This is a genomic window from Pauljensenia sp. C0170B4 (assembly GCF_056590235.1).
This window is the reverse complement of sequence record NZ_JBWPVS010000001.1, coordinates 472,481-493,889: the sequence shown is the minus strand read 5'-3', so window position 1 is coordinate 493,889 and position 21,409 is coordinate 472,481. Positions and strand designations below refer to the sequence as shown.

Genomic DNA, 21,409 nt, shown 5'->3' with positions numbered 1-21,409 from the left:
AAGGTGCGCGATGACATCCGATGAGGCGACGTTGCGTGGCGCGCTTCAGGCGATCGCTCCTGGCACCGCTTTGCGTGAGGGGCTGGATCGTATCCAGCGTTCACACACCGGTGCTCTCATTGTCATGGGGATGACTCCTGAGATTGAAGCGATGTGTTCGGGTGGTTTCGAACTCGATGTCGAGTTTTCCGCCTCGGCACTGCGCGAACTGTGCAAGATGGATGGCGCAGTGATTCTCGAGGCCGATTCATGGCGCATCAAGCGAGCCAACGTTCAGTTGCTTCCTGATCCGTCCATCCCCACCAATGAATCAGGTATGCGTCATCGCACTGCGCAACGCACCGCACGCCAGACTGGCGTGCCCGTGCTGTCACTGTCGGCATCCATGCGTCTGATCTCCATTTATGTCGGCGCACTGCACCACTCGGTCGACGAGCCGGAAACACTGTTGTCGCGAACAAATCTGGCTGTGGATACTCTGGACCGCTATTCGCAGCGCCTCGACGAGGTCCTGCAGACCCTGACGATTTTGGAGATGCGCGATTCTGCAACGGTGCGTGATGTTGCCACGGTGATGCAACGCATGGAGATGATCAGGCGCATCACCTCTGAAATCAACGGGTACCTTGAAGAGCTGGGCTCCAATGGGCGTCTCCTCGCCCTGCAGGTGGATGACCTGGTGCGCGGCTCTGCCTCTGAACGTGCCCTGGTTCTGCGCGACTACATCCGGCACACGTCAGAAATTGCGCGCGCCGAATCACACCTGTCCACCCTGGAGGGTGACAAGCTGGTCGATCTGACTGCCATTGCAAACGTTCTGGGACTGCACGTTGCCGACATGTCTGACCTGGATAACGCCATTCAGCCGCGCGGCATACGCGCACTGTCGATGGTTCCCCATCTGCCGTGGAGCATCATTAAGGTGATCGCCTCTGAGTTCACATCGTTGTCAGAACTGCGCGAAGCAAGTACGGAAGATCTTCAACGCATTGAAGGCATTGGCCCGTATCGCGCTGGTCTGATCGTGGAGAATCTGGAACGTCAGCAGGCTATGGCACTGTCAGGAATCGTCGGCTGGTAGCACCAGGAACATCGGCACTTACTCATAGCGCACCTCGAACGTCAAGGGTGTCTTTGTCAGGACGCGACCTGCGAATGAGAGTCGCGCCGTATACCCGCCGGCATCCGCGATATCTGCTTTCCCATCGGAGTCAGTGTCCACGGCCTGGCAGGATGCGTCGTAGATTCGCCCATCCCAGGCTATGTGCCCCGTCCATGACTGATGAGGTCCGAACAGCAATGGGACCTGCCCTGACTGGGATTCGCATGAGGTCGTGTCGTATACCGTGTACCCACCTGTGTCGACCAGCAGACCTGCCTGATCGAATGTCGTGAAGCACTGACGGTTGCTCTTGTTGGTGAACGTGACGTCGAACGAGGTGCCCTGCCCGATCAGGACTGGCGATGCGCCAAGGGCGATGGTGGCCTGAAATGACTGCGGGTCGCACACAGGCACACCGCCGACGGTGGCACCTGACTGTGAACCCTGGCCCGACTGTGCATATGTGTCGCCCGATTGCGCGTGTGCGGTCTGACCGGACTGCACCGCTGTTTGCACCTGCCCTGCCCGCCGGCTTTCCGGTCCGATCGCTCGAGAGATGAGCGTCACGAGGCCCGCGACAAGCGCCACAACGATCAGGAGCAACACCGTGGTCGAAATGATGCGGCGCGGCCACGGATTACGACGGCGACGCACAGATGACTTCATAAATACGACGCTACCGTTCCAGGCTCGATGGGAAGCCGGTGCCACGCCGGTTCGTCACTCATGAGCGTGCCTGCGCGGCGCTTGCAGTGCTCGGTGTGCGTCTACGCGGGGCTTGCTGACCGTGAGGCCTGCGACGCATTTGAATCGTCGTCATCTGACATGTCCACAACACACCAGCGTTCAACAATCAATGCGATCACAGTCAATGCCAAGGCCGCCACTGCGGCGACCAGTGATCGCGTCACACACATCTGCATTGCGGGTGCGTCGATGCGCGCCAGGCACGGCAGAAGGATGCCAACAAAAATACCCACAGAACCTGACCCCACATATGCGCAGGAGCGGGCTGTGACGGCCACGCGAGCAGCGGTCAGTGCGTCGATCCTGTCACTCTTGCGTGCGCGCCACCGACGCACCAACACACCGTAGTAGCCCAGTAGTGCGGAGATCAGCAGATACAGGATCGCCAGGAAGTAGGACACCAGAAGGGGTGAGAGCCCACGTTGGATGAGCAGGGAGTTGACCACCGCACCACATACAGCCGAAACCACAGCGATAACGATGAGGTGAGCGACTGACACAGGTTTCATTGAGCCTGTCCCTCATCGCGCCTGATGACAGGGATATGCCCCGTCACCGTCGGTCGCACTGTTCGTCCACGCACCACCGAAGTGGTCGTTGTCTCATCGTCTGGCAGTGGCCCATGTGGGAACTGGTCAGCGATATGTGGATCGAGGATTGAACGGCGCCGCACGGGTGCCTCGTCCGCATCGTCGATAATGCGCGCCGGGGAGGAAGACTGGAAATTCCAGTCCGGCAGCGCAGGAACATGCGCCTTCCCGCGTCGGCTCGTACTCCGAGAGGCTGCGCCTCGTCTACCACGAGTATCACCCTCAGGCACAGGATCATCGGCGCCGGCATCAGGGTCAGATTCAGCGTCGGTGTGGGCGCGCTCCCCCTCGCCTGAGTTGTGCTCCGAACGCACAGGCACCCACCGTACAGAGCGGTGCCGAAGCAGGGATGAAGGGATCATGATCTCCGATGTGTCCGACATATCCTCACGCGTGGAGGCAACGGGTGGCTCCGGCAATTCGTATCCGCCCTGCTGCGACCCGGCCACTGGTTCGTCGGCGGCAAGCGGCTCATCGGCTGACTCGTTGATTGGCTGGTCGGCCGGCAGGTCGGCTGGCTCGTCGACTGGCGCTTCAGCGGGCACGTCGTCCTGCTCGCGCCTTGCTGCGTCACTGGGCGCAGGCGGCGTTGGTAAAGCGTCGGCTGACACGTCGGTGGGCACGTCGCTTGACGCTTGGGCAGGCGCTTCGGCCTGTTCATGGCGTTCAGAATTGTCGAGGGGCGAGCTTTGCCACTGTTTCCACAGATTGCGCCACAGGACATCCGTACCGGATTCGCTGGGACGCAGCCCGATCTTGGATTCCGGTGGCAACAGATCAAGTTTCGACAGCGGTTCATCCACCTGTGAGGCAAGGACACGATCCGATTCGTCCATGACGCTGGCTGGATCGTCCAACCAGTCTGTCACCGCATCGCGTATTCCGTTGCGATCCGGTGCAGCTAATGCGAGTTGAGCAACGGATGTGGCATTGCCGTGCGCATCCACCAGTTCTGCAAGCGGATCGGCCATATTCCAGGGAACAAGGACAAACGCGCGCTGATGTACGTATGGATGAGGCAGGGTCAGCGTGGGTGTATGGCACGTCGTGCCTTCCACGGTGACGATGTCGATGTCCACTGTGCGCGGCCCCCAGTGTTCGTGGCGCACTCTGCCCAACTCGGCTTCGAAGCCCTGGCACCGTAAGAGCAGCTCTTCAGCGTCGAGCGTCGTGCGTCCAAGCACAACGGCATTCCAGTAATCGCGCTGCGGGGCTGTCCCCTCGTCAATGACTGCCTGGGTACGCAGCAGCGGCGACACGTTATCAACTTCAAAACCGTCCAAGTCAATGAGCTTGCCGACGGCGGCGGCCAGCGTGACGGGCACATTGCCTTCGTTGCCGCCCAAAGCAAGGACAACGTGACGAGTTTGCGCGGCATCATCCAGTCCGTGAGGCTGGTAGGTGGAGGTGCGACGCGGTGGCAGCACTATCGCGTAGTCCACTCTCCTGTTAGAGCTGCCGGCTGTCTTAGCCTCGCCCGGATGCTCACGTACAGCGGAGGTGTTGTCAGCTACCGGACGCTGCACCAACGATGCGGGCACCGGTGGCAGGGGCGGCAATGTCGGACTGGATTTTTCGAGGGGGCCGCGAGCATCCTCAGCTTCATCGGCTCGCTGCAACGTTTCGACATGCAGCGGTGCCTCATCGCACGTGCCGCGGCGAATCGTGACAAGGACATCCGAGAATTGCTGGGCCAGCGGTGCCATCGGCTTATGGACGGTCACTTCCACGCCTTCGACGCGCGGATGCGCCAGAGCGGCATCGGCTACGCGCTGCGCCAGTGTTTCGAGCAGGGACACAGAAGGCCCGGACAAAACGGCGACTGCTTCTTCAGCTATGTCCGCGTAGGACACTGTCTGGTCGATGTCGTCGGAGTGGGCTGCTTCGGTGGTGTCTACCCACAGGGAGATGTCAACGTGGAAAGGCTGTTCTGATTGGCGTTCGGAGTCGAATACTCCGTGCCGTCCGGCTGCGCTCAAGCCTCGTAAGGTGATGATGTCCAGCTTCCGTGCCATCTCTCCTCCTAGCGGCAAGTGCTTCGAACCATCGTGGCATGATCGTCCACGTGATGCACGCGCACCGCCCACATATTCGCCTCAATCGCCTGACGCGTCACCTCAAGGGTAGCTGCGTCCGGCCCGTCTGGATGTGAGTGGGCAAGGAAACGCTTGCGCGACGCTCCGATGAGCACAGGATAGCCGGATTCGTTCAAGCGCTCCATATGGTCAACGATGAGCCATGATTGCTCGTTCGTCAATGAGAATCCTAAACCTGGATCGAAGATGATTCGCTCGGGTGCCACCCCTGCAGCCACAGCCTTGTCGATCTGTGCGCACGTTTCAGCGATAACGTCCTCGACCACATTGGTGTAGTCGAATGATTCACCAGTGGTACCCGGCAGGCCTCTCCAGTGCTGGACGATATACGCGCAGCCGGTGTTGGCCACAACGTCATTCATATCCGGGTCGAAACAGCCTCCCGACACGTCGTTGATAATGGCTGCCCCCGCCTCGCCGGCACGCCTGGCAGTTGCGGCGTGGAGTGTATCCACGGAGACAACGACCCCCTCGGCGGCCAAAGCAGTAATGACCGAGCCGATGCGGTCCCATTCTTCGTCAGCTGAGATGCGCTGAGAGTGCGGCCGTGTTGATTCTCCCCCCACGTCGATGAGGTCTGCACCGGCGTTGAGCATGGCGTGTGCATGATCGAGAGCACGGTCGGTGTCGTTCCACTGGCCGCCATCTGAAAAAGAGTCGGGCGTGACGTTGAGGATCCCCATGACGAGGGTGCGGTCGCTCGGAAGTGTCATCCCATCTGGAAGTAAAGGAGTGCGCCCGGTTTCAGTCATGGCCGCCCCCTCATGACCAGCGCCATCATCTCTGAGCGGGTGGCGGCATTGTTCATGACGCCGCGCATCGCTGATGTCACGGTGGAGCAGCCCGGCTTGGAAACTCCGCGCATTGTCATACACATATGTTCGGCCTCGAGGATGACGGTAACGCCCTGCGGGTGCAGGATCTCCACCATTGCGTCGGCAATTTGACTTGTCAGGCGTTCCTGCACCTGGGGCCGGCGTGCGTACCCCTCGACAAGGCGTGCCAGCTTCGACAATCCGGTGACTGTGCCGTCAGAGGGGATGTAGCCGACGTGGGCCTTGCCGTGGAAGGGCAGCAGATGGTGCTCGCACAGTGAGAAGAACTCAATGTCACGGACGAGCACCATTTCATTCGTCCCGGTTGTGAAGGTCGTGCGCAAGTGCTCACGCGGATCTTCAGCCAGGCCGCCGACCAGTTCCCTAAAGGAGCGGCCCATGCGTGCAGGTGTGTCTTTCAACCCGTCACGCTCTGGGTCCTCCCCAATTGCCACCAGAAGGTCGCGAATTGCCTGTTCGACACCAGCTTGGTCATACATCAGTGCTGCGTCCCCGCCTCTGGGCCGGCTGCTGGGCCCGTCGAGGGTGGTGCCACGGGTTCACCCGCAGTGGTCGACCCCGGCGTCGGGGTTGACGAGGCAGGCTCGCCGTGAGTATCAGGGGCGAGGGTGGGAGCCTGCTGGGTGGGCGGCTCCTCGGTGTTCACGCCGATCGGATCACCAAAACGGGCACCTTCGATCGCAGCGTCCGCCTGGTAGTTCCAGACTTCTCGCTCCGGCTGCTTGATGACAGGTTCGAAGATCTGAGCCAGTTCCTTTTCGTTGAGGGTTTCCTCGTCGAGCAGGCGCTGCGCCAGGTCGTCAAGGACATGACGGTTCTTCGTCAGGATCTGCCACGCTTCACGCGTCGCGTCATCCAGGAGCCGGCGCACTTCCTCGTCAATGATGCCCGCCAGTGTTTCGGACACGTCGCGTCCTTCACCTCGTCCCATCTCGCGACCCACGAACGGGTCCGTGTTGGACTGGCCGAGTTTGACCAGGCCGACACGATCCGACATGCCGTAATCCGTCACCATCGCACGCGCGGACTGCGTCGCCTTCTCAATGTCGTTGGCGGCACCTGTCGAGGGGTCACGGAATACCAGCTCTTCAGCAACGCGGCCACCCATCGAGTACACGAGGTCGTCAAGCAGCTGGTTGCGTGTCTTGTTGAAACGGTCCTCAGTTGGCATCACCATCGTGTAGCCCAGTGCGCGTCCACGCGGCAGGATCGTCACCTTTGTCACCGGATCCGTATAGCGCAGTGCCGCCGCGCACAGCGCGTGGCCACCCTCATGGTAGGCAGTGACTGCCTTATCGTGATCATTCATCACTCGGGTACGCTTTTGCGGGCCGGCGATGACGCGGTCAATGGCCTCGTCGATCGCGCGATTGTCAATGAGGTCCGCATTCGAGCGGGCCGTCAGCAATGCGGCCTCGTTGAGCACGTTCGCCAGGTCAGCGCCGGTGAAACCGGGGGTGCGTTTGGCGATCTGCTGCAGATCCACATCGTCCGTCATCGGCTTGCCGTGAGAGTGAACCTTCAGAATTGCAGCGCGGCCCTTCAGATCCGGTGCCTCCACTGCGATCTGGCGATCAAAACGCCCCGGACGCAGCAAGGCAGGGTCGAGGACGTCAGGTCGGTTCGTCGCGGCAATCAAGATGACGTTGGTGCGTTCATCGAAGCCGTCGAGCTCAACCAGCAGCTGGTTCAGCGTCTGCTCACGTTCATCGTTTCCACCGCCAATGCCGGAGCCGCGATGACGCCCAACTGCATCAATCTCGTCGACGAAAACGATGGCAGGAGCCGATTCTTTGGCTTTATCAAACAGGTCGCGCACACGCTTGGCCCCCATGCCGACATACAGTTCCATGAACTCCGAGCCTGCAATGGAGAAGAACGGCACGTTGGCCTCGCCGGCAACTGCCTTGGCAAGCAGTGTCTTACCTGTTCCGGGAGGCCCGTACAGCATGACGCCACGCGGAATTTTCGCACCGACCTTATGAAACTTTTCTGGTGCGACCAGGAACTCACGGATCTCTTCAAGTTCCTCAACGGCTTCATCTTCACCGGCCACATCATCAAATGTGATATCAGGGCGTTCCTGGTTGATTTCGCGCACGCGGGACTGGCCGAAACTGCCCATCATGCGTGTGCCCATCATGCGTGATGCGAAGAACCAGATCAGAGCGAAAATCAGCAGGACCGGCAAGAAGAGCTGCAGCATCGTCATCCAGGCGCTGGGCTGCGGGTAGTACGCGTTCCACCCCTTCGTCGGCTCCAGATCCTTCACCGTTGACAAGATGTCATCAGCCTGGGCACGCACGTAGGTAAAGGAGATTTGGGTCCCGAGGTTGCGCTCGCGGTCCATCTCGTCCACTGCCTTGTGCGTGTACGGCTCGGACAACGTGAGGTTGATCTGCTGGGTCGAGTCATTGACCACGACGCGTTCAACAGTGTTGCCTTCAAGGATCTTCAGCCCTTCAGAGGTGTCAACAGTTGACGGTCCGAAAAGTCTTCCGAGCATGGAGGCAAGAATGATGACCGCGAGCACGGGGATGATCACGTACAGCCAGTTGATTTTCTTCTTTTTCTTTTCAGCCACTGCAGTTGCCTTTACCGAATATTCTTGTCAGTTCCGTGATGGTCGCGCGCGGCCTCAGTGCCGTTCGGTCCCGCCGTACACGTGAGGTGCGAGGGTGCCGACGAAGGGCAGGTGGCGGTAGCTTTCAGCAAAGTCGAGTCCGTATCCCACGACGAACTCGTTGGGAATATCGAATCCCACATATGTCACATCGACATCGACTTTCACCGCGTCCGGCTTGCGCAAAAGGGTTGCGATTTTCACCGAGGCCGCGCCTCGCGTCTCCAGGTTGTCCTTGAGCCACGACAGTGTCAGTCCAGAGTCGATGATGTCTTCAACGATGAGGACGTGACGGCCGTGAACATCAGTGTCGAGGTCTTTGAGGATCCGCACCACACCCGATGATCGAGTACCGGAACCGTATGACGACACTGCCATCCAGTCCATTTCGAGGGGGCAGTGAATCTTGCGTGACAGGTCCGCCATCACCATGATGGCGCCGCGCAGCACACCAACCATCAAGATCTCTTCGCCCTCATAGTCGGCGTCAATCTGCGCCGCCATTTCCTCGAGCCTGTCGCTGATCTGCTGCTCGGTTAAGAGAACCTTCTCGAGGTCTTCACCCATGTCTTGAGCGTCCACGCGCCTGGTCTTCCTCTCGGTTACACGACTAATAGTCCAAGAGTGCCACATTTCGCGCTCAAGGTGACACTCAACGTGGGCAGTCTCGCTATCGGCTGACTTGCTGCACCACCCAGCGGCGCTGGCGATTCGCCTTCACTCGACACGTTCCACGATCAGGCGTCGCATCGATCGACGAGGTCCGGACCGCTCCACCCTCGCGTGCCCACCCGGCACGTCGATACGGGTCCCGTGAGCGCCGCTAAGCGCCATCTCGTCAAGCTGCCTGACGTGGACAGAAGAGACGGAACCTGGTGAGTTCGACACCTGTGCCAGGAGTCGGTGCAAAACGCGCCTGCGGATAGGAGCTGCCAGGTCTGCCAACTTGGTGCAGTCAACGATCCAGTGTCGCCCGCGGCCACGCGAAGCTTTGCCGCGAGCACTGTCATTGTCCTCTGACTGCTCACAGGCATCTACCTGCCCGCGTTCTGCACCCCGGACGCCCTCAGCTTCCGACGACCGTCCGTCTCGAGCTCCCTCGCTTTCGCGCACACACGCATCGAACAGGTCGCCGGCCTGTGCGCTGAGATAGGCGTCATCTTCTCCGAGCATGTCGGCGCTTCGTGCAAGCGCCGGAATCGGATCAACTCCCAGCGCACGTTCCAGAGCAGGCAGTGCCCACTGGCGCACTGCAGCACGACGCAGCGCACTGCCATCAGATGCACGCCACGGCCCATCGACCGCATTGGTCGGATCATCGACCCACGCGAGCTTAAGATCCCGACACACCTGGTGAGTATCAACGCGACGCTGATCAAGCAGGGGCCGCAGCCACGTGATCGCTACCCCACCACATTCCATCAGGTCACGCCTGCGCATAGCAGATAAAGAATGCGCACCCGATCCGCGGGCCAGGCGCAGCATTACTGTCTCGGCCTGGTCATCCATTGTGTGACCGAGAAGAATCGTCGCTGCTGTCGTGCCGCTTTCTCGTGCCCATTGCGTCGCATAGCGGACGAGGGCGTCCCGCCGCGCCGAACGTGCACGAGCCTCTGGTCCGCCTTCGCGATACGCCTCCATGTCAGCATCCATAATTGCCGGATGTGCGCCCACAGACTGCACCACGTCATACACATGGCGAGCCTCGTTGGAGGATTCAGGCCGAATGCGGTGATCAACGTAGACACCCGCTACCGGGATATTCCACCGTCTGCACAAATCGGTGGCGACTACCAACAAGGCCAGGGAGTCTGGTCCGCCGGATACTCCAACCACAACGGCGGTCGGGACGCCCTCGTCAATGATCTGCTGCAGGCAGCGGCGTGTCGCTAGCGACAATCGCCGGACGGCACCTGTCGGGGTCGAGCCAACCAGGCGTGAGGCGCGGGACTCACACGACACGGTCGCGCCACGATTCGTAGGAGACAAGCTCTTCGCGCGTGGGCATATGGGAGCGGTCAGACAACAGTGTGGCGACCTGACCATCGAGGACGACGTGGCGGGCGAAGGAGAACGCTCCCTGGCGTTCTGCCTCAATGGAACGCACAGATGCGCCCAGGCGCCGCAGCTCCATCAACCCAGTCATACCGGCAGACTCAGGCGCATTGTTGCGGATCCAGCGTGCCGAGGAGATCTGGCGCGGAGAAATCTGTTCCATCTGCGCGCGCACGATCCCGTCCATCATCATGACCAATCGGGCCAGCTGCGCTGTGGACGAGGGGAACTTCGCGGCAGTGATTGACAGCTCGTCACGCAGCCAGGGTGCGGATGAGAAGAGGATGCCCCACAGTCCGGCACGGATCGCTACCCATGAGCTGAAATCCTTGTGGTCGAGTGTGCCGCGCTGGGCGGCTTCAAGAACGGAGGGTGCGATGAAGATGCGTCGCTGTCCGAATGGGTCCCAAATTCCTTTCACGTGCGGCGCAACGGTGCGGAGCACGCCGATTTCGCTCAGGGTAGTCAGAGGCGATGCAAGGAAGGATCGCGATGAGGGGGCCTGGTCAGTCAGGTCCAGTCCGGCGGTAATAAACTGGTCAGTGATCTGGGAAATGATTTGGACGGCGGCGCGGCGATCCACGATCAGCACGGGCGCTGAGGCCACGTGCTCGGCAGCTTCGGGAAGGCTGGATAAGCCAGCAAGCAGGGGGTTGGTGCGTGAAATTGCTCTGCGTAGTCTGCCTACTGTTGCCGCTGCAGCTGAATGGCTGACGGTCGGGCCGGCCAGGGTCGCGCTGGACATGAGGCGCCCCAAGCGGTGCCATTGTGCTGTCCGATTCATGGTGTCATCCTACCGACCTAGCGGCGCGCTGGCTAAAAGGTGCGGCATGTGTGCCGGCTGCATGCAATTTTCCGACGAGGCGAGGCGTCAGAATCACTGAGCTCGAAGAGCGGCCAGGCCGGCTACGAAGTCGTCCAGAATCGGTCGAGTGGAGTACGCACCATCGTTTGGAACATTGTCGTGCCCGATGGCGAACAGAAGCTGACGACCATCAGCAGTGCTGACCGCTCCTGCCAGCGTGGCAACAGTGGACAGGGATCCCGTTTTGGCCTGCAGGTTCCCGCCTGCCGGGGTGTCGGGGAAGCGTGCCCGAACAGTTCCTTCCAGTCCTCCCCACGGTAGGAATCGAATGACGTCACGCACCTGAGAGTTTTCGGAGGTCATACTCGCGTGGAGCGTGTCGACCAAAATGTGCCCCGTCAAGCGGTCGTTGCTCGACAGGCCGGAGCAGTCCTCAAGGGACAGGCCGGTTGTGTCGATTCCCATCGTGGCGATCGTATCGGACACCATCTGCGTTGACCCTGTATAGCTCGCGTCATATCCAGCCCGGCGCGCTGCGATTCTGCACAGTTGGTCGGCCAGCGTGTTGTCAGAGTCGTGCAGCATCGTGCGAATCTGCTGCCCGAGCGTCGCCGAATACACGACTGCCAGTTCATCGGACTTGCTTGCCTGAGCGGGTGCATCTGCTGTAGTGGTTCCCGACGACGCGGTGTCGGATGGGCTGACGGTTGGTGGCGGTGTGGAATCACCGTCAGATCCGAGTTCGACGGTAATTCCTTCGTCGCGTAGGTGCTCGGCGAACGTGGTGGCAACGTCCCGTCCAGGATCGAAGGTGGGATCAAATCGCGCATAGCCGTAGGAGCCGCGGTCGATCGCGAATGCACCGACCTGACCTTCGTAGGAAGCCACTTCCTGCGTTGTCCACGCACTCAGGCGTGCCGGGCCGTCGAAAATGTCGTTGTTCCAGTTCAAGGTCACCGAGGTGACGCCGCGTTCCTTCAGGCCGTCTGCTGTCCGGCGAGCCAGGTCAGCCAGCCCTGCGTGGCCATCGATAGCGGTCGGGTCGCCCTCGTCAGAAGACAGCAGCAGGTCGCCCTCGCCCCACAAGTGCAGTGTTGTGTCGGTCAGGAAGGTTTCGGTGCGCAGGCGGGTGTTCGCATCGATGTGCGTCAGGATTGTCGTTGCGGTGAGGATTTTTGTTGTCGAGGCTGGCACGTGCACGCCCGTGCCGTCAGCGTCGAGCAGCACCTCCCCTGTCAGCGCATCCATCACCACTGCCCACGCTTTCCATTTGCCCTCCTGCGCGGCCTGCGCAACTGGTGACCACAAGGTCTGGATCTGCGCGGCGGTGGGAGCGGGAGCTGAGGCAGAATCGGTGATGTTCAGAGTCGATGACTGGCCATCAGACTGGCCGGTGGCATCGGGAATGTTCAGCCCCGACTGGGATGCCAGATCTGGTGGCGCGACGGCCTGAACTGGCGCGGAGATCGTCAGGAGGCCCGGCACGACATCGTAGACATCGCCCACTGCGTACGCCCCACACGCTAAAGTGCATAGTGAAGCGCATACAATCGCACCTATAGTTCGACGTTGCACGCGCGTCTCCTTCGCCTTGGGTGAGTCGGTCTCGACCCACGGCTCCACAGTAGTGGACAATGGCGGATGAGACAGATACGGCCACTCAGGAGGAACACAAATTGATGGAATTCGACGTGACGATTGAGATCCCGAAGGGCAATCGTAATAAATACGAGATTGATCACGAGACCGGTCGTATTCGTCTGGATCGCATGCTGTTCACGTCGACCCGCTATCCCGATGATTACGGTTTCATTGATGACACGCTCGGCGAGGACGGCGACCCTCTGGACGCATTGGTGTTGCTCGAAGAGCCCACATTCCCGGGATGCGTGATCCGCTGCCGCGCTTTGGGCATGTTCCGCATGCGCGACGAGAAAGGCGGCGACGATAAGGTTCTGTGTGTTCCAGCTTCCGATCAACGCGCGTCGTGGCGCACAGAAATTGAAGACGTGTCGGAATACCATCGTCTTGAAATTCAGCACTTCTTCGAGGTGTACAAGGACCTCGAACCCGGCAAGTCGGTCGAGGGCGCACACTGGGTGGGCCGTGAAGACGCCGAGGAGGAAATCCGTCGCTCCTACGCGCGAGCCAGACAAGCCGAAGCTGGCGAGCACGCGCACGAGTAGCGACTAGCTCACCAAGCAGTTTCAGAGGCGAACGACGTACGGCATCAGGGAACCGCTCCAGCCATAGATGCTGGTGACGCGCACCGTGGTGCCAGGATACGGCGCTTCGATCATCTGGTCGCCGCCAAGGGCGATCGCCACGTGGTAAATACCGCTTTGGGAACCGTCGCTGGACCAGAAGAGCAAATCGCCCGGTTGACGCTGGCTCAGCGGAATACGGGTGCCATATCCATACTGTGAGGCAGAGTAGTGTGGCAGGTACACGCCCGCCTGCCTCCACGCCAGCATGACCAGGCCGGAGCAGTCCACACCGGCGTATGATTCGCCAGCCCATACGTAGGGGACGCCCAGGAAGCTATACGCAGCGTTGACCGCTGTCTGCGCTCCGCCGCTGCCGCCGTAGGACGGTGCGGGTGCCGGATCAGGAGTCGGCGCTGGGGTCGGCGTAGGAGTTGGCGTTGGGCGCGTCTCACGCGAAGGCGGAGTATACGTCTCTTCCTGTCGACCCTGAGTAGCCGCTTCTTCTTCCTGGCGCGCAGCCAAAGCCGCCAGGCGAGCTGATTCTTCTTCGGCCGCCTTGCGCGCTGCTTCCACGCGACGACGTTCCAGTTCGGCTTCACGCTGATTAATCAGCTCAACAGTGGTGTTTTCCTTGCGTGCCAGCTCAGCCACAAGTTCACTGCGGCGCGCTTCAGTGGCCTGCTGAGAAGCCAACGCCGAGTTGGCAGCATTTTGCGCAGCATCGGTGCGTTCCTGCACCTCGTTTGTCGCCTTTTGCTGACGCTGTTCGGCAGATTCAGCCGATTCCTTCATCACCGATGCTACTTTTTCGAGGGCGGCCACCCGTTGCATCTTCGTATCGGCATTATTGGCGAATGAATCGAGTGTCGTCTGTTTGAACTCAACGGAGCGCAATCCGTCGGCCTGCAAATATGCTGCAGCGGCATCAAGAGACGAACCTTCAGAGCGGTAGGCAGTCTGCGCTATAGCAGCCAGCTCCTGACGACCTTTGTCAAACTCAGCCTGAGCCTTATCCGCATCATCGCGAGCTTTATTTGCCGCAGCAGTTGCAGCATCAAGATCCAAGCGTGCTTTGTTGAGCTCTTCGCCGGCAATCTGCGCATTGCGCATGGCATCTGAAGCGCGCTGAGAGACCGCGGCCAATTCGACTTCGATCTGCCCCACTGACATCTTGGCGGCATCGGCTTCGGCACGCGCCTGGTTGATGTCATCTTGAGAGGGCGTGTCATCTGCATATGACGCCGGCATCGCAACGCCGGCACTGACAGCAAGCAAACCTGACATGAATAGAGCGGTCAGTGCGTATCGGCCAGATGCGCGACGCGGAGCCTTCTGGCCAAAGTGGCTCAACACCTTACCGTAAACCTGTCTTTTCACCTGATCCACCTAATGACACTCTGACTTTTCCCGCACGCTCCCCCACGCCATGTGGACATCGCGCACGACATATAGCACTTACGCTAGCCCATCGTCGAACACTTTGGCAACAATTTCACCATTTTTCACGTTATTCACATCAGTCACAGTTTTCACATTCGTCACACCAGACACATCCCCCTCGTTCATCTTTCGCACACCCCACCATCCACATCGTGGACACGCCTCTGACCTCATCTTGCATGATCACGATGAATCTCTTACTGTGATGGACATGTTCCAACGAATGCGAATGTCCAACTGACTGCACGCTCGTCACACGACCAGCTGTGCAGCACCGCCCTCATCTAGCGCGGGACGTTGGACGCTGCCATTCGTTTTCAAGTTTCAGACATCTGTTGATTGCGTCAAAGACTGACTTGTCGACAACTGGCTCACCAATTCACCACACCACAAGTGTGAGTCCAGCTCATCGCGCCCCCAAAGATTCTTGACACTATTAAAGGAGCACACTCATGTCTGACCGCACCGAAATCGAACGCACCTGGGCTTTTGAAACCCGCCAGATTCACGCCGGATGGGATCGCGATCCTCAAACGGGCGCAACCAGCCTCCCCATTGTTCACAGCTCATCTTTCGCCTTCGAGACACCCGAACAGGCAGCGAACCGCTTTGCGCTGCGCGAACTCGGCCCCATTTATTCCCGTCTGACGAACCCCACCAACGACGCCGTCGAAGCCCGTATCGCCTCGCTCGAAGGCGGCGTGGGAGCACTGTTGGTGTCCTCGGGCCAATCAGCTGCAGCTCTGGCTATTCTCAACATCGCTCAGGCAGGCAATAACGTCGTGGCGTCACCCTCGCTGTACGGCGGATCGATCATCCTGCTGAAGAACTCACTGGGACGTTTGGGAATTGAAACACGCTGGGTGGATGATCCCGCAGATCCGGCTCAGTGGGAAGCACTTGCCGATGACAGGACGGTCGCATTTTACGGCGAGACGATCCCGAACCCCAAGGGCGACATCCTCGATATCGAGCCAGTCGCGCAGGCAGCGCACCGAGTCGGAGTTCCGCTGATTGTGGACAACACGGTGGCCACGCCTTACCTCGTGCGACCACTGGAATGGGGCGCCGACATCGTGATCCATTCGGCCACGAAGTACTTCAGTGGGCACGGCACCTCAGTGGCAGGCGTCATCGTCGATGGCGGCACCTTCGACTTCGGATCAGACCCTGCCCGCTACCCCGACTTCAATGAACCCGACGCCAGCTACAACGGCATAGTCTTTGCGCGCGATCTCGGAAAAGACGGGCAGTTCGGCGTGAACCTGTCCTTCATTCTTCGAGCCCGCACCGTCGGACTGCGTGACTTCGGTTTCACGCTCTCCCCGCTCAACACGTTCCTGATTGAGCAGGGCATCCAGACACTGTCACTGCGAGTTGAACGCCACGTCGACAACGCGCTGACGATTGCCCGATACCTGGAGGCACACGCAGACGTGGAATCGGTCAACTACGCAGGCCTCGACGCTTCGCCCTACCACCAGTTGCAGCTCAAGTATGCGCCGAGGGGTGCCGGTGGCTTGCTCTCCTTCGTCATCAAAGGTGGCGCCGATGCGGGGCGCACCTTCGCTGAGTCACTCGAATTGATTCCCACCGTCGCCAACATCGGCGACGCAAAGACTCTGGTGATTCACCCAGCCTCGACCACGCACTCGCAACTCACGGAAGAGGAGCTGCGCAAGTCAGGAATCGAGGGCGGCACGATTCGCCTGTCCGTCGGCATTGAAAACGTCGACGACATCATCGCTGATCTGGAGCGAGGTTTCGCAGCTGCTGACGCGGTGAGCGGCGAGGAGTCGAGTGCACGAAAGACACAGGAGTGACACATGAGATCCAAACCGACATGCCCTGGCGGGCGGCACCTGTGCGATATTGGGCCGCTGCGTCTTGAAAACGGAGACGCACTGCCACAGGCACATCTGGCATACGAAACGTGGGGCACCCTGAATGCGGAGCGCTCCAACGCCGTGCTGGTCCTGCATGCACTGACCGGTGATTCTCACGTGACATCCTCATCCCACGATCCGACACCAGGATGGTGGGAGGGCATCGTCGGGGAAGGATCTCCTATTGACACGCGCGAGCACTTCGTGGTCGCTGCAAATATCCTCGGAGGCTGCCAGGGGTCCACCGGCCCCTCCTCCCCTGCTCCCGACGGCACACCGTGGGGGTCGCGTTTTCCTCTCATCTCCACTCGCGACCAGGTCCATGCCGAAGCGCGGCTGGCTGACGCACTGGGAATTGATCGCTGGTCACTCGTGATCGGCGCGTCGATGGGAGGTCACCGAGCGCTGGAGTGGGCCATCACCTACCCGCAACGCGTCGAACGCCTTATCGTCGTTGCCTCGGGTGCGCAGACAACTGCTGATCAGGCGGCATGGATTCACAGTCAGCTGGGCGCAATCCGCCTCGATCCCCTGTGGAAGGGAGGCGACTATTACGGTGGGCCGCCTCCCGCGCAGGGACTGGGGCTGGCCCGGCAGATTGCGCACACAACGTATCGCAGTGCGCCGGAGCTGCAGGAACGCTTCGGCAGGTTCCCGCAGCATGAAGAAGATGTGCTCGAGGGGGGGCCGGCTGGCTATCCAGTCATACCTGGATCATCACGGTGTCAAGCTGGCCAACCGTTTCGATGCAGGCTCCTACGTCGCGCTATGCCACGCCATGTTGACGCATGACGTGGGGCGGGATCGTGGCGGCATTGCGCACGCGCTGCGTTCAGTGACGGCCCGCACGCTGGTGATTGCCGTTGATTCGGATCGTCTGTTCCATCCCAATGAGTTGTGGAACATTGCGGACAACGTGCGCGGCGCGTTCTATCGAGAGGTGCACTCCGACCACGGTCATGACGGTTTCCTGATTGAACGTGATCAGGTGGCACGACTGATCCGAGAGTTCATTGATCGGTATCGCGGCGGGCATGAGGAATACGAGCCTGGCTCTGCATCAAACCGATGGGTCCAGTCGATACAGTAGGAGTGTGAGTGAGCATTTGAACGATCGCGATGAACTGACTGAACAGGACGAACCCGTAGTTCGGGATCCCCTGGCACCGTGGGGCACAGACGGGCCACCGCCATCGGGCCAGTGGCGCACTGACGTGCTGGGCGAAGGATTTGTGTCACGAACCATCGATCTTCTGCCCGACGATGAAGGCCCGGTTGTGGCAACGTTGGTGCGTCACGATCCAGAAAACGACCCGAACGCAGATGACCTGCGTTTAGTCGACCGGCCGATTATCCGCCTCGAGAACCCCGTGACTGTCCTGTACCTGCATGGCCGAAATGACTATTTCTTCCAGCGGCACCTCGCACGCCATATTTCGGCGCTGGGCGGGCGCTTCTACGCACTGGACCTACGCAAGTACGGCAGATCACTGCGCCCGTGGCAAACAATTGGCTTCATCAGCGATATTGACGACTATGACGAGGACATGGGTGAGGCGCTCGACATTATCCGCGGCGAATGCTCTGACGGCCCGCTGATCGTGATGGGACATTCGACGGGCGGCCTGATCGCAACCTTATGGGCGTGGCGTCACCCCGGAGCGCTCGATGGACTGGTTCTGAATTCGCCGTGGCTGGAGATGCAGACGCTTGCAGCGGTGCGTTCGGCTGTCCAACCCGTCCTTGGCCGCATCGCTGCCCGCACTCCCCTGTGGGAAATTCCTGCATCAACAGGGCCGGATCATTATGGCCGTTCCCTCATGGAGGGCTGGTCGACTTCGGGTTTCGACCTGCCAGAAGAGCTGCGTGATTTTCCTGACGACGACCCTGCTTTCACAGGGTGGGACTACCTGCATGAATGGAAGCGCCCAGAAGGCTACCCGGTGTACGCTCAGTGGCTCGATGCCATCCTGGTGGGGCACGAGAAGATCGAGCATTCTGTCTCGATTGACTGCCCGATTCTGTCGATGATGTCCACGCACAGTTATTTTGACGAGAAGTGGAGCCCGGAAGTTTTCCGTTCTGACACGGTGCTCGATGCCGATGTGTTGGCTACGCGGTCAGCCCACCTGGGTTCTTTGGTGACAATCGCGCGCTTTGACGGGCGCCATGACCTGGTGTTGTCGGATCCTGATGTTCGTCAACGCGTCTGGTACACGATGGATTCCTGGCTGGAGTTCATGGCTCACGCACTGTAGCAGTGAACTGCGGCAGCACTGTCGGGCACACGTCAGGCGTTCCCTCGTTCGAGCGGCATTCAGCGAACGGCGCGAATTTCTGCGAGCGCTTCTGCCAGCGTCGGACCTTCAGCGTTGTCGATATGCCAGGCGTGCCACCCGTCAATTCCGCTCAGACCCAAACTTGCCAACGCATCTGTCGGGTCGGAGAACTCCGCTTCAGCCACGACGATCACGCCCTGTTCGGTCAGGTGGGCACGCTCCTCGCTGACCTGCGTATCTGTAGCCAGCTCAGTATCCAGAACCAGTGCGATCTGTTCGCCCACCATGTGCGCAACGAGTTCGAGCGCTTCATCGTCTGCGCTCACGGATACCGCTTCTGAAGTGTCGTCGTGGCGTTGCTGCGCGTGCCTGGCATGACGTCGCTCGGATCGAGACGGCAGATGCGGGGCGATAATGCTGATCGCGCCGGTTTCGGGATCCTCCTGAGCAGTGGCGTCATCAAAATCAGCACGCAGGTAATCCTCGTCCCCCTCTGATGGGTCCCACGAAGTCTCGCCGCGCGCGTACAGCCCATTGTCTGCCGAGGGGGCCGGGCCGATCGTGGCCTGCGACTGAGCATCCGACACGAGGACATGCGGGACGTGCCCGTACAAGCGTGGCCCCACTGTCTGAACGTCCAGGAAAATGCGGCCAGATGACAGGGCCCGCATCGACAGTTCGTGCACTTCCACACCTGAGGAGGCGAGCACATCCAGGGCGGGCCGCACCTGGTCGTCGATGGATCCGACCACCAGGATGAGGCGTGGGCCAGCTGAAATGGTGGGTGGCATGGAATCGCGGAACCGTAGCCATCCGGTCCGGAATGCTTCCACCCCGCCTGCATATTCGCGTGCCAGGTCAGTCCACGACAATGCTGCCGAGTCTGACAGTCGCGAAAGGGAGGCGATCAGCAGATCTGAATCCAGATGTGAAGTAACTTCCACGCACACCACTTGGCCGGTTGCGTCCAGCGCAGTCAGGCGAGGGGTGCCGGCCGCGTCAGGATGGTGGGAGGTGTCTCGCCATGTAATCGGAAACAGTGGGCGCGAGACAATCTCCAATACCTGGTTGCGCACCGAGTCCAGCACATCCTCGCCTATTGGCCCCTGAACAGGATGGCCGAACTGTGCTGCCACCAGGCGCCCGTTTTCGACCTCAAACAGTGCCATTCAATGCCACCCCCGGTCCTCTGCTGCGTTCCGCTCGCCGCAGTGTTTCTTATGTCAGTCTACGGCAATCGTACAGTGATCTGCCTCGATCAACAGAACGGCCGCAGTGGCCCTGACAATGCGGCGGCATCCACAGGAGTGGGTCGAAACTGTGTTATCCACACTGTCGACGTGAATCTCGCGCGATCCACAAGTGGAGCCACTGCGCTTTGGGCGAGTGCACACCCATGATGAGGTGATCGTATGGATGATCTGACACGAATCCGACGATGGAACTGGGCCGTCCGTATCACAGTGGCTGTGAGTATGTGTCTGGCCTTGTGCGGAACACTGATGTATCTGCGTCCGCCTCCCCCAGGGGTTGACGTCCTCGTCACGTCAGCCCGTCTGACATCTGGAATGGCGAGCAGTTCCGCAGTTCACACAGTCGCAGTGCCACCGGCTGCGGTGCCAGCAGATGCGCTGAGCGCTGACGCGGATATCCCGCCTCGATGGGTGGGTGCCGACATCGAGGCGGGGACGGTGCTGACTGAATCGAATGTGGCAGGATCTGCGGATTCTCGCGCTCTGGCAGATGACGAGGCTCAAGTCACGATCGAGCTGCCTGTCGATCAGCTGACTCGAGTGTCGGCTGGAGACACGGTGCAGCTGTGGGCATCTGACTCATTCTGCGCCGATGAACAGCGAAAATGCCCGGCGACCCTGCTTGCTGATGGTATCCGTATCGCCTCGATTTCCGACCATGATTCGGGGCCACTGGCCGATTCGCCCACCCAATCGGTATCGATCATCATGAAAGCAGACGAAACTGAGCGGATCGTCGGGCACGTTACCTCAGACATCATCACGCTCGTATTACGATCTCCTTCGGGGTAAGAATCCCCTTTGTCTATTTTTCAAGGAGACGATCATGATCCAGGGATTCAAGGAATTCATTTCCAGAGGCAACGTCGTCGACCTGGCAGTTGGTGTCATTATCGGCGCCGCGTTTTCACAGATTGTGACCGCCCTCGTTGATGGCGTGATCAATCCGCTGATTGGCGCCATCTTTGGCCAGCCGAACTTTGACGACGTCCTCAAGTTCACCATCGGCACGTCCGAGATCAAGCCAGGACTCGTTCTGACTGCCCTTGTCAACTTCCTGCTCATCGCATTCGCCATCTACTTCTGCATCGTGATGCCCATGAATAAGCTGGCAGAGCGTCGTCAGAAGAAGACCGAACAGAATGAAGCCGAAGAGCCCGCTTTGACCGATGAAGCAAAACTGCTTGTCGAAATCCGCGACCTGCTCTCCACAAATGGCTCAACGCCATCCGTACGCTAACCTCGCTTCTGACCCTGGTGGCGGCCTGATGGCCATCACCTAGGAATCGGATCGCACCTGCCAATGCGGCGGGACATTGTCAAGGAGCCTGGCGTCATTTTCATGATCATTATGACGCTGGGCTCCTTCGCGTTCACGGTCACGTGAGGTTACTTTCTCGTCCCACGAGGGTGCCACGCCGTCATCGATCAGCCGCTGATCAGTCGGGCTGATGCGTATGACGCGCCGACGTCTGGAGTGCTCTGCCATC

19 protein-coding genes and 1 pseudogene are annotated in these 21,409 nt (G+C 60.1%); 7 read left to right on the top strand and 13 right to left on the bottom strand.

Translation table 11 applies throughout. The features are described 5' to 3' along the window. Nucleotides 1–10 precede the first annotated feature (10 nt). Entirely contained in the window at nt 11–1,081 is a 1,071-nt protein-coding gene (gene disA, locus AC1EJ1_RS02185) for a DNA integrity scanning diadenylate cyclase DisA (RefSeq protein ID WP_070725337.1), read from the top strand. Nucleotides 1,082–1,099: 18 nt separating this feature from the next. Here the strand turns inward: disA and AC1EJ1_RS02180 are convergent, their stop codons facing one another. The 10 genes from AC1EJ1_RS02180 to dacB form a co-directional block, all read right to left on the bottom strand. Further along, complete coding sequence (locus AC1EJ1_RS02180; RefSeq protein WP_070725335.1) at nt 1,100–1,768, bottom strand: hypothetical protein; 669 nt, start codon at nt 1,766–1,768, stop codon at nt 1,100–1,102. 101 nt (nt 1,769–1,869) lie between these two features. Continuing rightward, a complete protein-coding gene (locus AC1EJ1_RS02175; protein ID WP_285014802.1) occupies nt 1,870–2,358 on the bottom strand; it encodes a DUF3180 domain-containing protein in 489 nt (162 codons plus the stop codon). Continuing rightward, entirely contained in the window at nt 2,355–4,454 is a 2,100-nt protein-coding gene (gene folB / locus AC1EJ1_RS02170) for a dihydroneopterin aldolase (protein ID WP_285014803.1), read from the bottom strand. Before folB ends, AC1EJ1_RS02175 begins: the two co-directional genes overlap by 4 nt. 8 nt (nt 4,455–4,462) lie before the next feature. Beyond that, entirely contained in the window at nt 4,463–5,287 is an 825-nt protein-coding gene (gene folP, locus AC1EJ1_RS02165) for a dihydropteroate synthase (RefSeq protein ID WP_285014805.1), read from the bottom strand. Further along, nucleotides 5,284–5,853 carry a GTP cyclohydrolase I FolE gene (folE, locus tag AC1EJ1_RS02160; RefSeq protein ID WP_058237224.1) on the bottom strand — a complete coding sequence of 190 codons (570 nt, stop codon included), beginning with the start codon at nt 5,851–5,853 and terminating at the stop codon, nt 5,284–5,286. The genes folP and folE overlap by 4 nt, the downstream gene beginning before the upstream one ends. Further along, nucleotides 5,850–7,955 carry an ATP-dependent zinc metalloprotease FtsH gene (gene ftsH / locus AC1EJ1_RS02155; protein ID WP_285014806.1) on the bottom strand — a complete coding sequence of 702 codons (2,106 nt, stop codon included), beginning with the start codon at nt 7,953–7,955 and terminating at the stop codon, nt 5,850–5,852. Before ftsH ends, folE begins: the two co-directional genes overlap by 4 nt. 54 nt (nt 7,956–8,009) lie before the next feature. Further along, nucleotides 8,010–8,576 (bottom strand): hypoxanthine phosphoribosyltransferase, encoded by a 567-nt coding sequence (gene hpt / locus AC1EJ1_RS02150; protein ID WP_058237226.1) that lies wholly within the window; start codon nt 8,574–8,576, stop codon nt 8,010–8,012. Nucleotides 8,577–8,711: 135 nt separating this feature from the next. After that, nucleotides 8,712–9,893 (bottom strand): tRNA lysidine(34) synthetase TilS, encoded by a 1,182-nt coding sequence (tilS, locus tag AC1EJ1_RS02145; RefSeq protein ID WP_480295272.1) that lies wholly within the window; start codon nt 9,891–9,893, stop codon nt 8,712–8,714. Nucleotides 9,894–9,945: 52 nt separating this feature from the next. Further along, entirely contained in the window at nt 9,946–10,833 is an 888-nt protein-coding gene (locus AC1EJ1_RS02140) for a zinc-dependent metalloprotease (protein WP_480295271.1), read from the bottom strand. Between the two features lie 93 nt (nt 10,834–10,926). Further along, a complete protein-coding gene (gene dacB, locus AC1EJ1_RS02135) occupies nt 10,927–12,360 on the bottom strand; it encodes a D-alanyl-D-alanine carboxypeptidase/D-alanyl-D-alanine endopeptidase (RefSeq protein ID WP_480295270.1) in 1,434 nt (477 codons plus the stop codon). Nucleotides 12,361–12,533: 173 nt separating this feature from the next. Between dacB and AC1EJ1_RS02130 the strand changes: the two genes are divergently transcribed. Beyond that, entirely contained in the window at nt 12,534–13,040 is a 507-nt protein-coding gene (locus tag AC1EJ1_RS02130; protein ID WP_058237230.1) for an inorganic diphosphatase, read from the top strand. Nucleotides 13,041–13,061: 21 nt separating this feature from the next. On the opposite strand, the gene AC1EJ1_RS02125 is transcribed toward AC1EJ1_RS02130, so the two are convergent. Next, a complete protein-coding gene (locus AC1EJ1_RS02125) occupies nt 13,062–14,438 on the bottom strand; it encodes a C40 family peptidase (RefSeq protein WP_227469098.1) in 1,377 nt (458 codons plus the stop codon). A 515-nt stretch (nt 14,439–14,953) separates the two neighbouring features. Here AC1EJ1_RS02125 and AC1EJ1_RS02120 point away from each other — a divergent pair. The 3 genes and pseudogenes from AC1EJ1_RS02120 (at nt 14,954) to AC1EJ1_RS02110 (ending at nt 18,645) form a co-directional block, all read left to right on the top strand. Beyond that, nucleotides 14,954–16,324 carry an O-acetylhomoserine aminocarboxypropyltransferase/cysteine synthase family protein gene (locus AC1EJ1_RS02120; protein ID WP_070725321.1) on the top strand — a complete coding sequence of 457 codons (1,371 nt, stop codon included), beginning with the start codon at nt 14,954–14,956 and terminating at the stop codon, nt 16,322–16,324. 3 nt (nt 16,325–16,327) lie between these two features. Next, a pseudogene (gene metX / locus AC1EJ1_RS02115) lies at nt 16,328–17,477 on the top strand (homoserine O-acetyltransferase MetX). Between the two features lie 4 nt (nt 17,478–17,481). After that, nucleotides 17,482–18,645, top strand: coding sequence for an alpha/beta hydrolase (locus tag AC1EJ1_RS02110; protein WP_227469095.1), 1,164 nt, complete (start codon nt 17,482–17,484; stop codon nt 18,643–18,645). Between the two features lie 59 nt (nt 18,646–18,704). Here the strand turns inward: AC1EJ1_RS02110 and AC1EJ1_RS02105 are convergent, their stop codons facing one another. Then, nucleotides 18,705–19,835, bottom strand: coding sequence for a hypothetical protein (locus tag AC1EJ1_RS02105; RefSeq protein WP_350309955.1), 1,131 nt, complete (start codon nt 19,833–19,835; stop codon nt 18,705–18,707). Between the two features lie 243 nt (nt 19,836–20,078). Between AC1EJ1_RS02105 and AC1EJ1_RS02100 the strand changes: the two genes are divergently transcribed. Together AC1EJ1_RS02100 and mscL are read left to right on the top strand one after the other, a co-directional pair. Next, entirely contained in the window at nt 20,079–20,711 is a 633-nt protein-coding gene (locus AC1EJ1_RS02100) for a hypothetical protein (RefSeq protein WP_058237233.1), read from the top strand. Between the two features lie 34 nt (nt 20,712–20,745). Further along, nucleotides 20,746–21,159 (top strand): large conductance mechanosensitive channel protein MscL, encoded by a 414-nt coding sequence (gene mscL, locus AC1EJ1_RS02095; protein WP_058237234.1) that lies wholly within the window; start codon nt 20,746–20,748, stop codon nt 21,157–21,159. A 39-nt stretch (nt 21,160–21,198) separates the two neighbouring features. Here the strand turns inward: mscL and AC1EJ1_RS02090 are convergent, their stop codons facing one another. After that, nucleotides 21,199–21,408, bottom strand: coding sequence for a hypothetical protein (locus tag AC1EJ1_RS02090; protein ID WP_058237235.1), 210 nt, complete (start codon nt 21,406–21,408; stop codon nt 21,199–21,201). Nucleotide 21,409 lies beyond the last annotated feature (1 nt).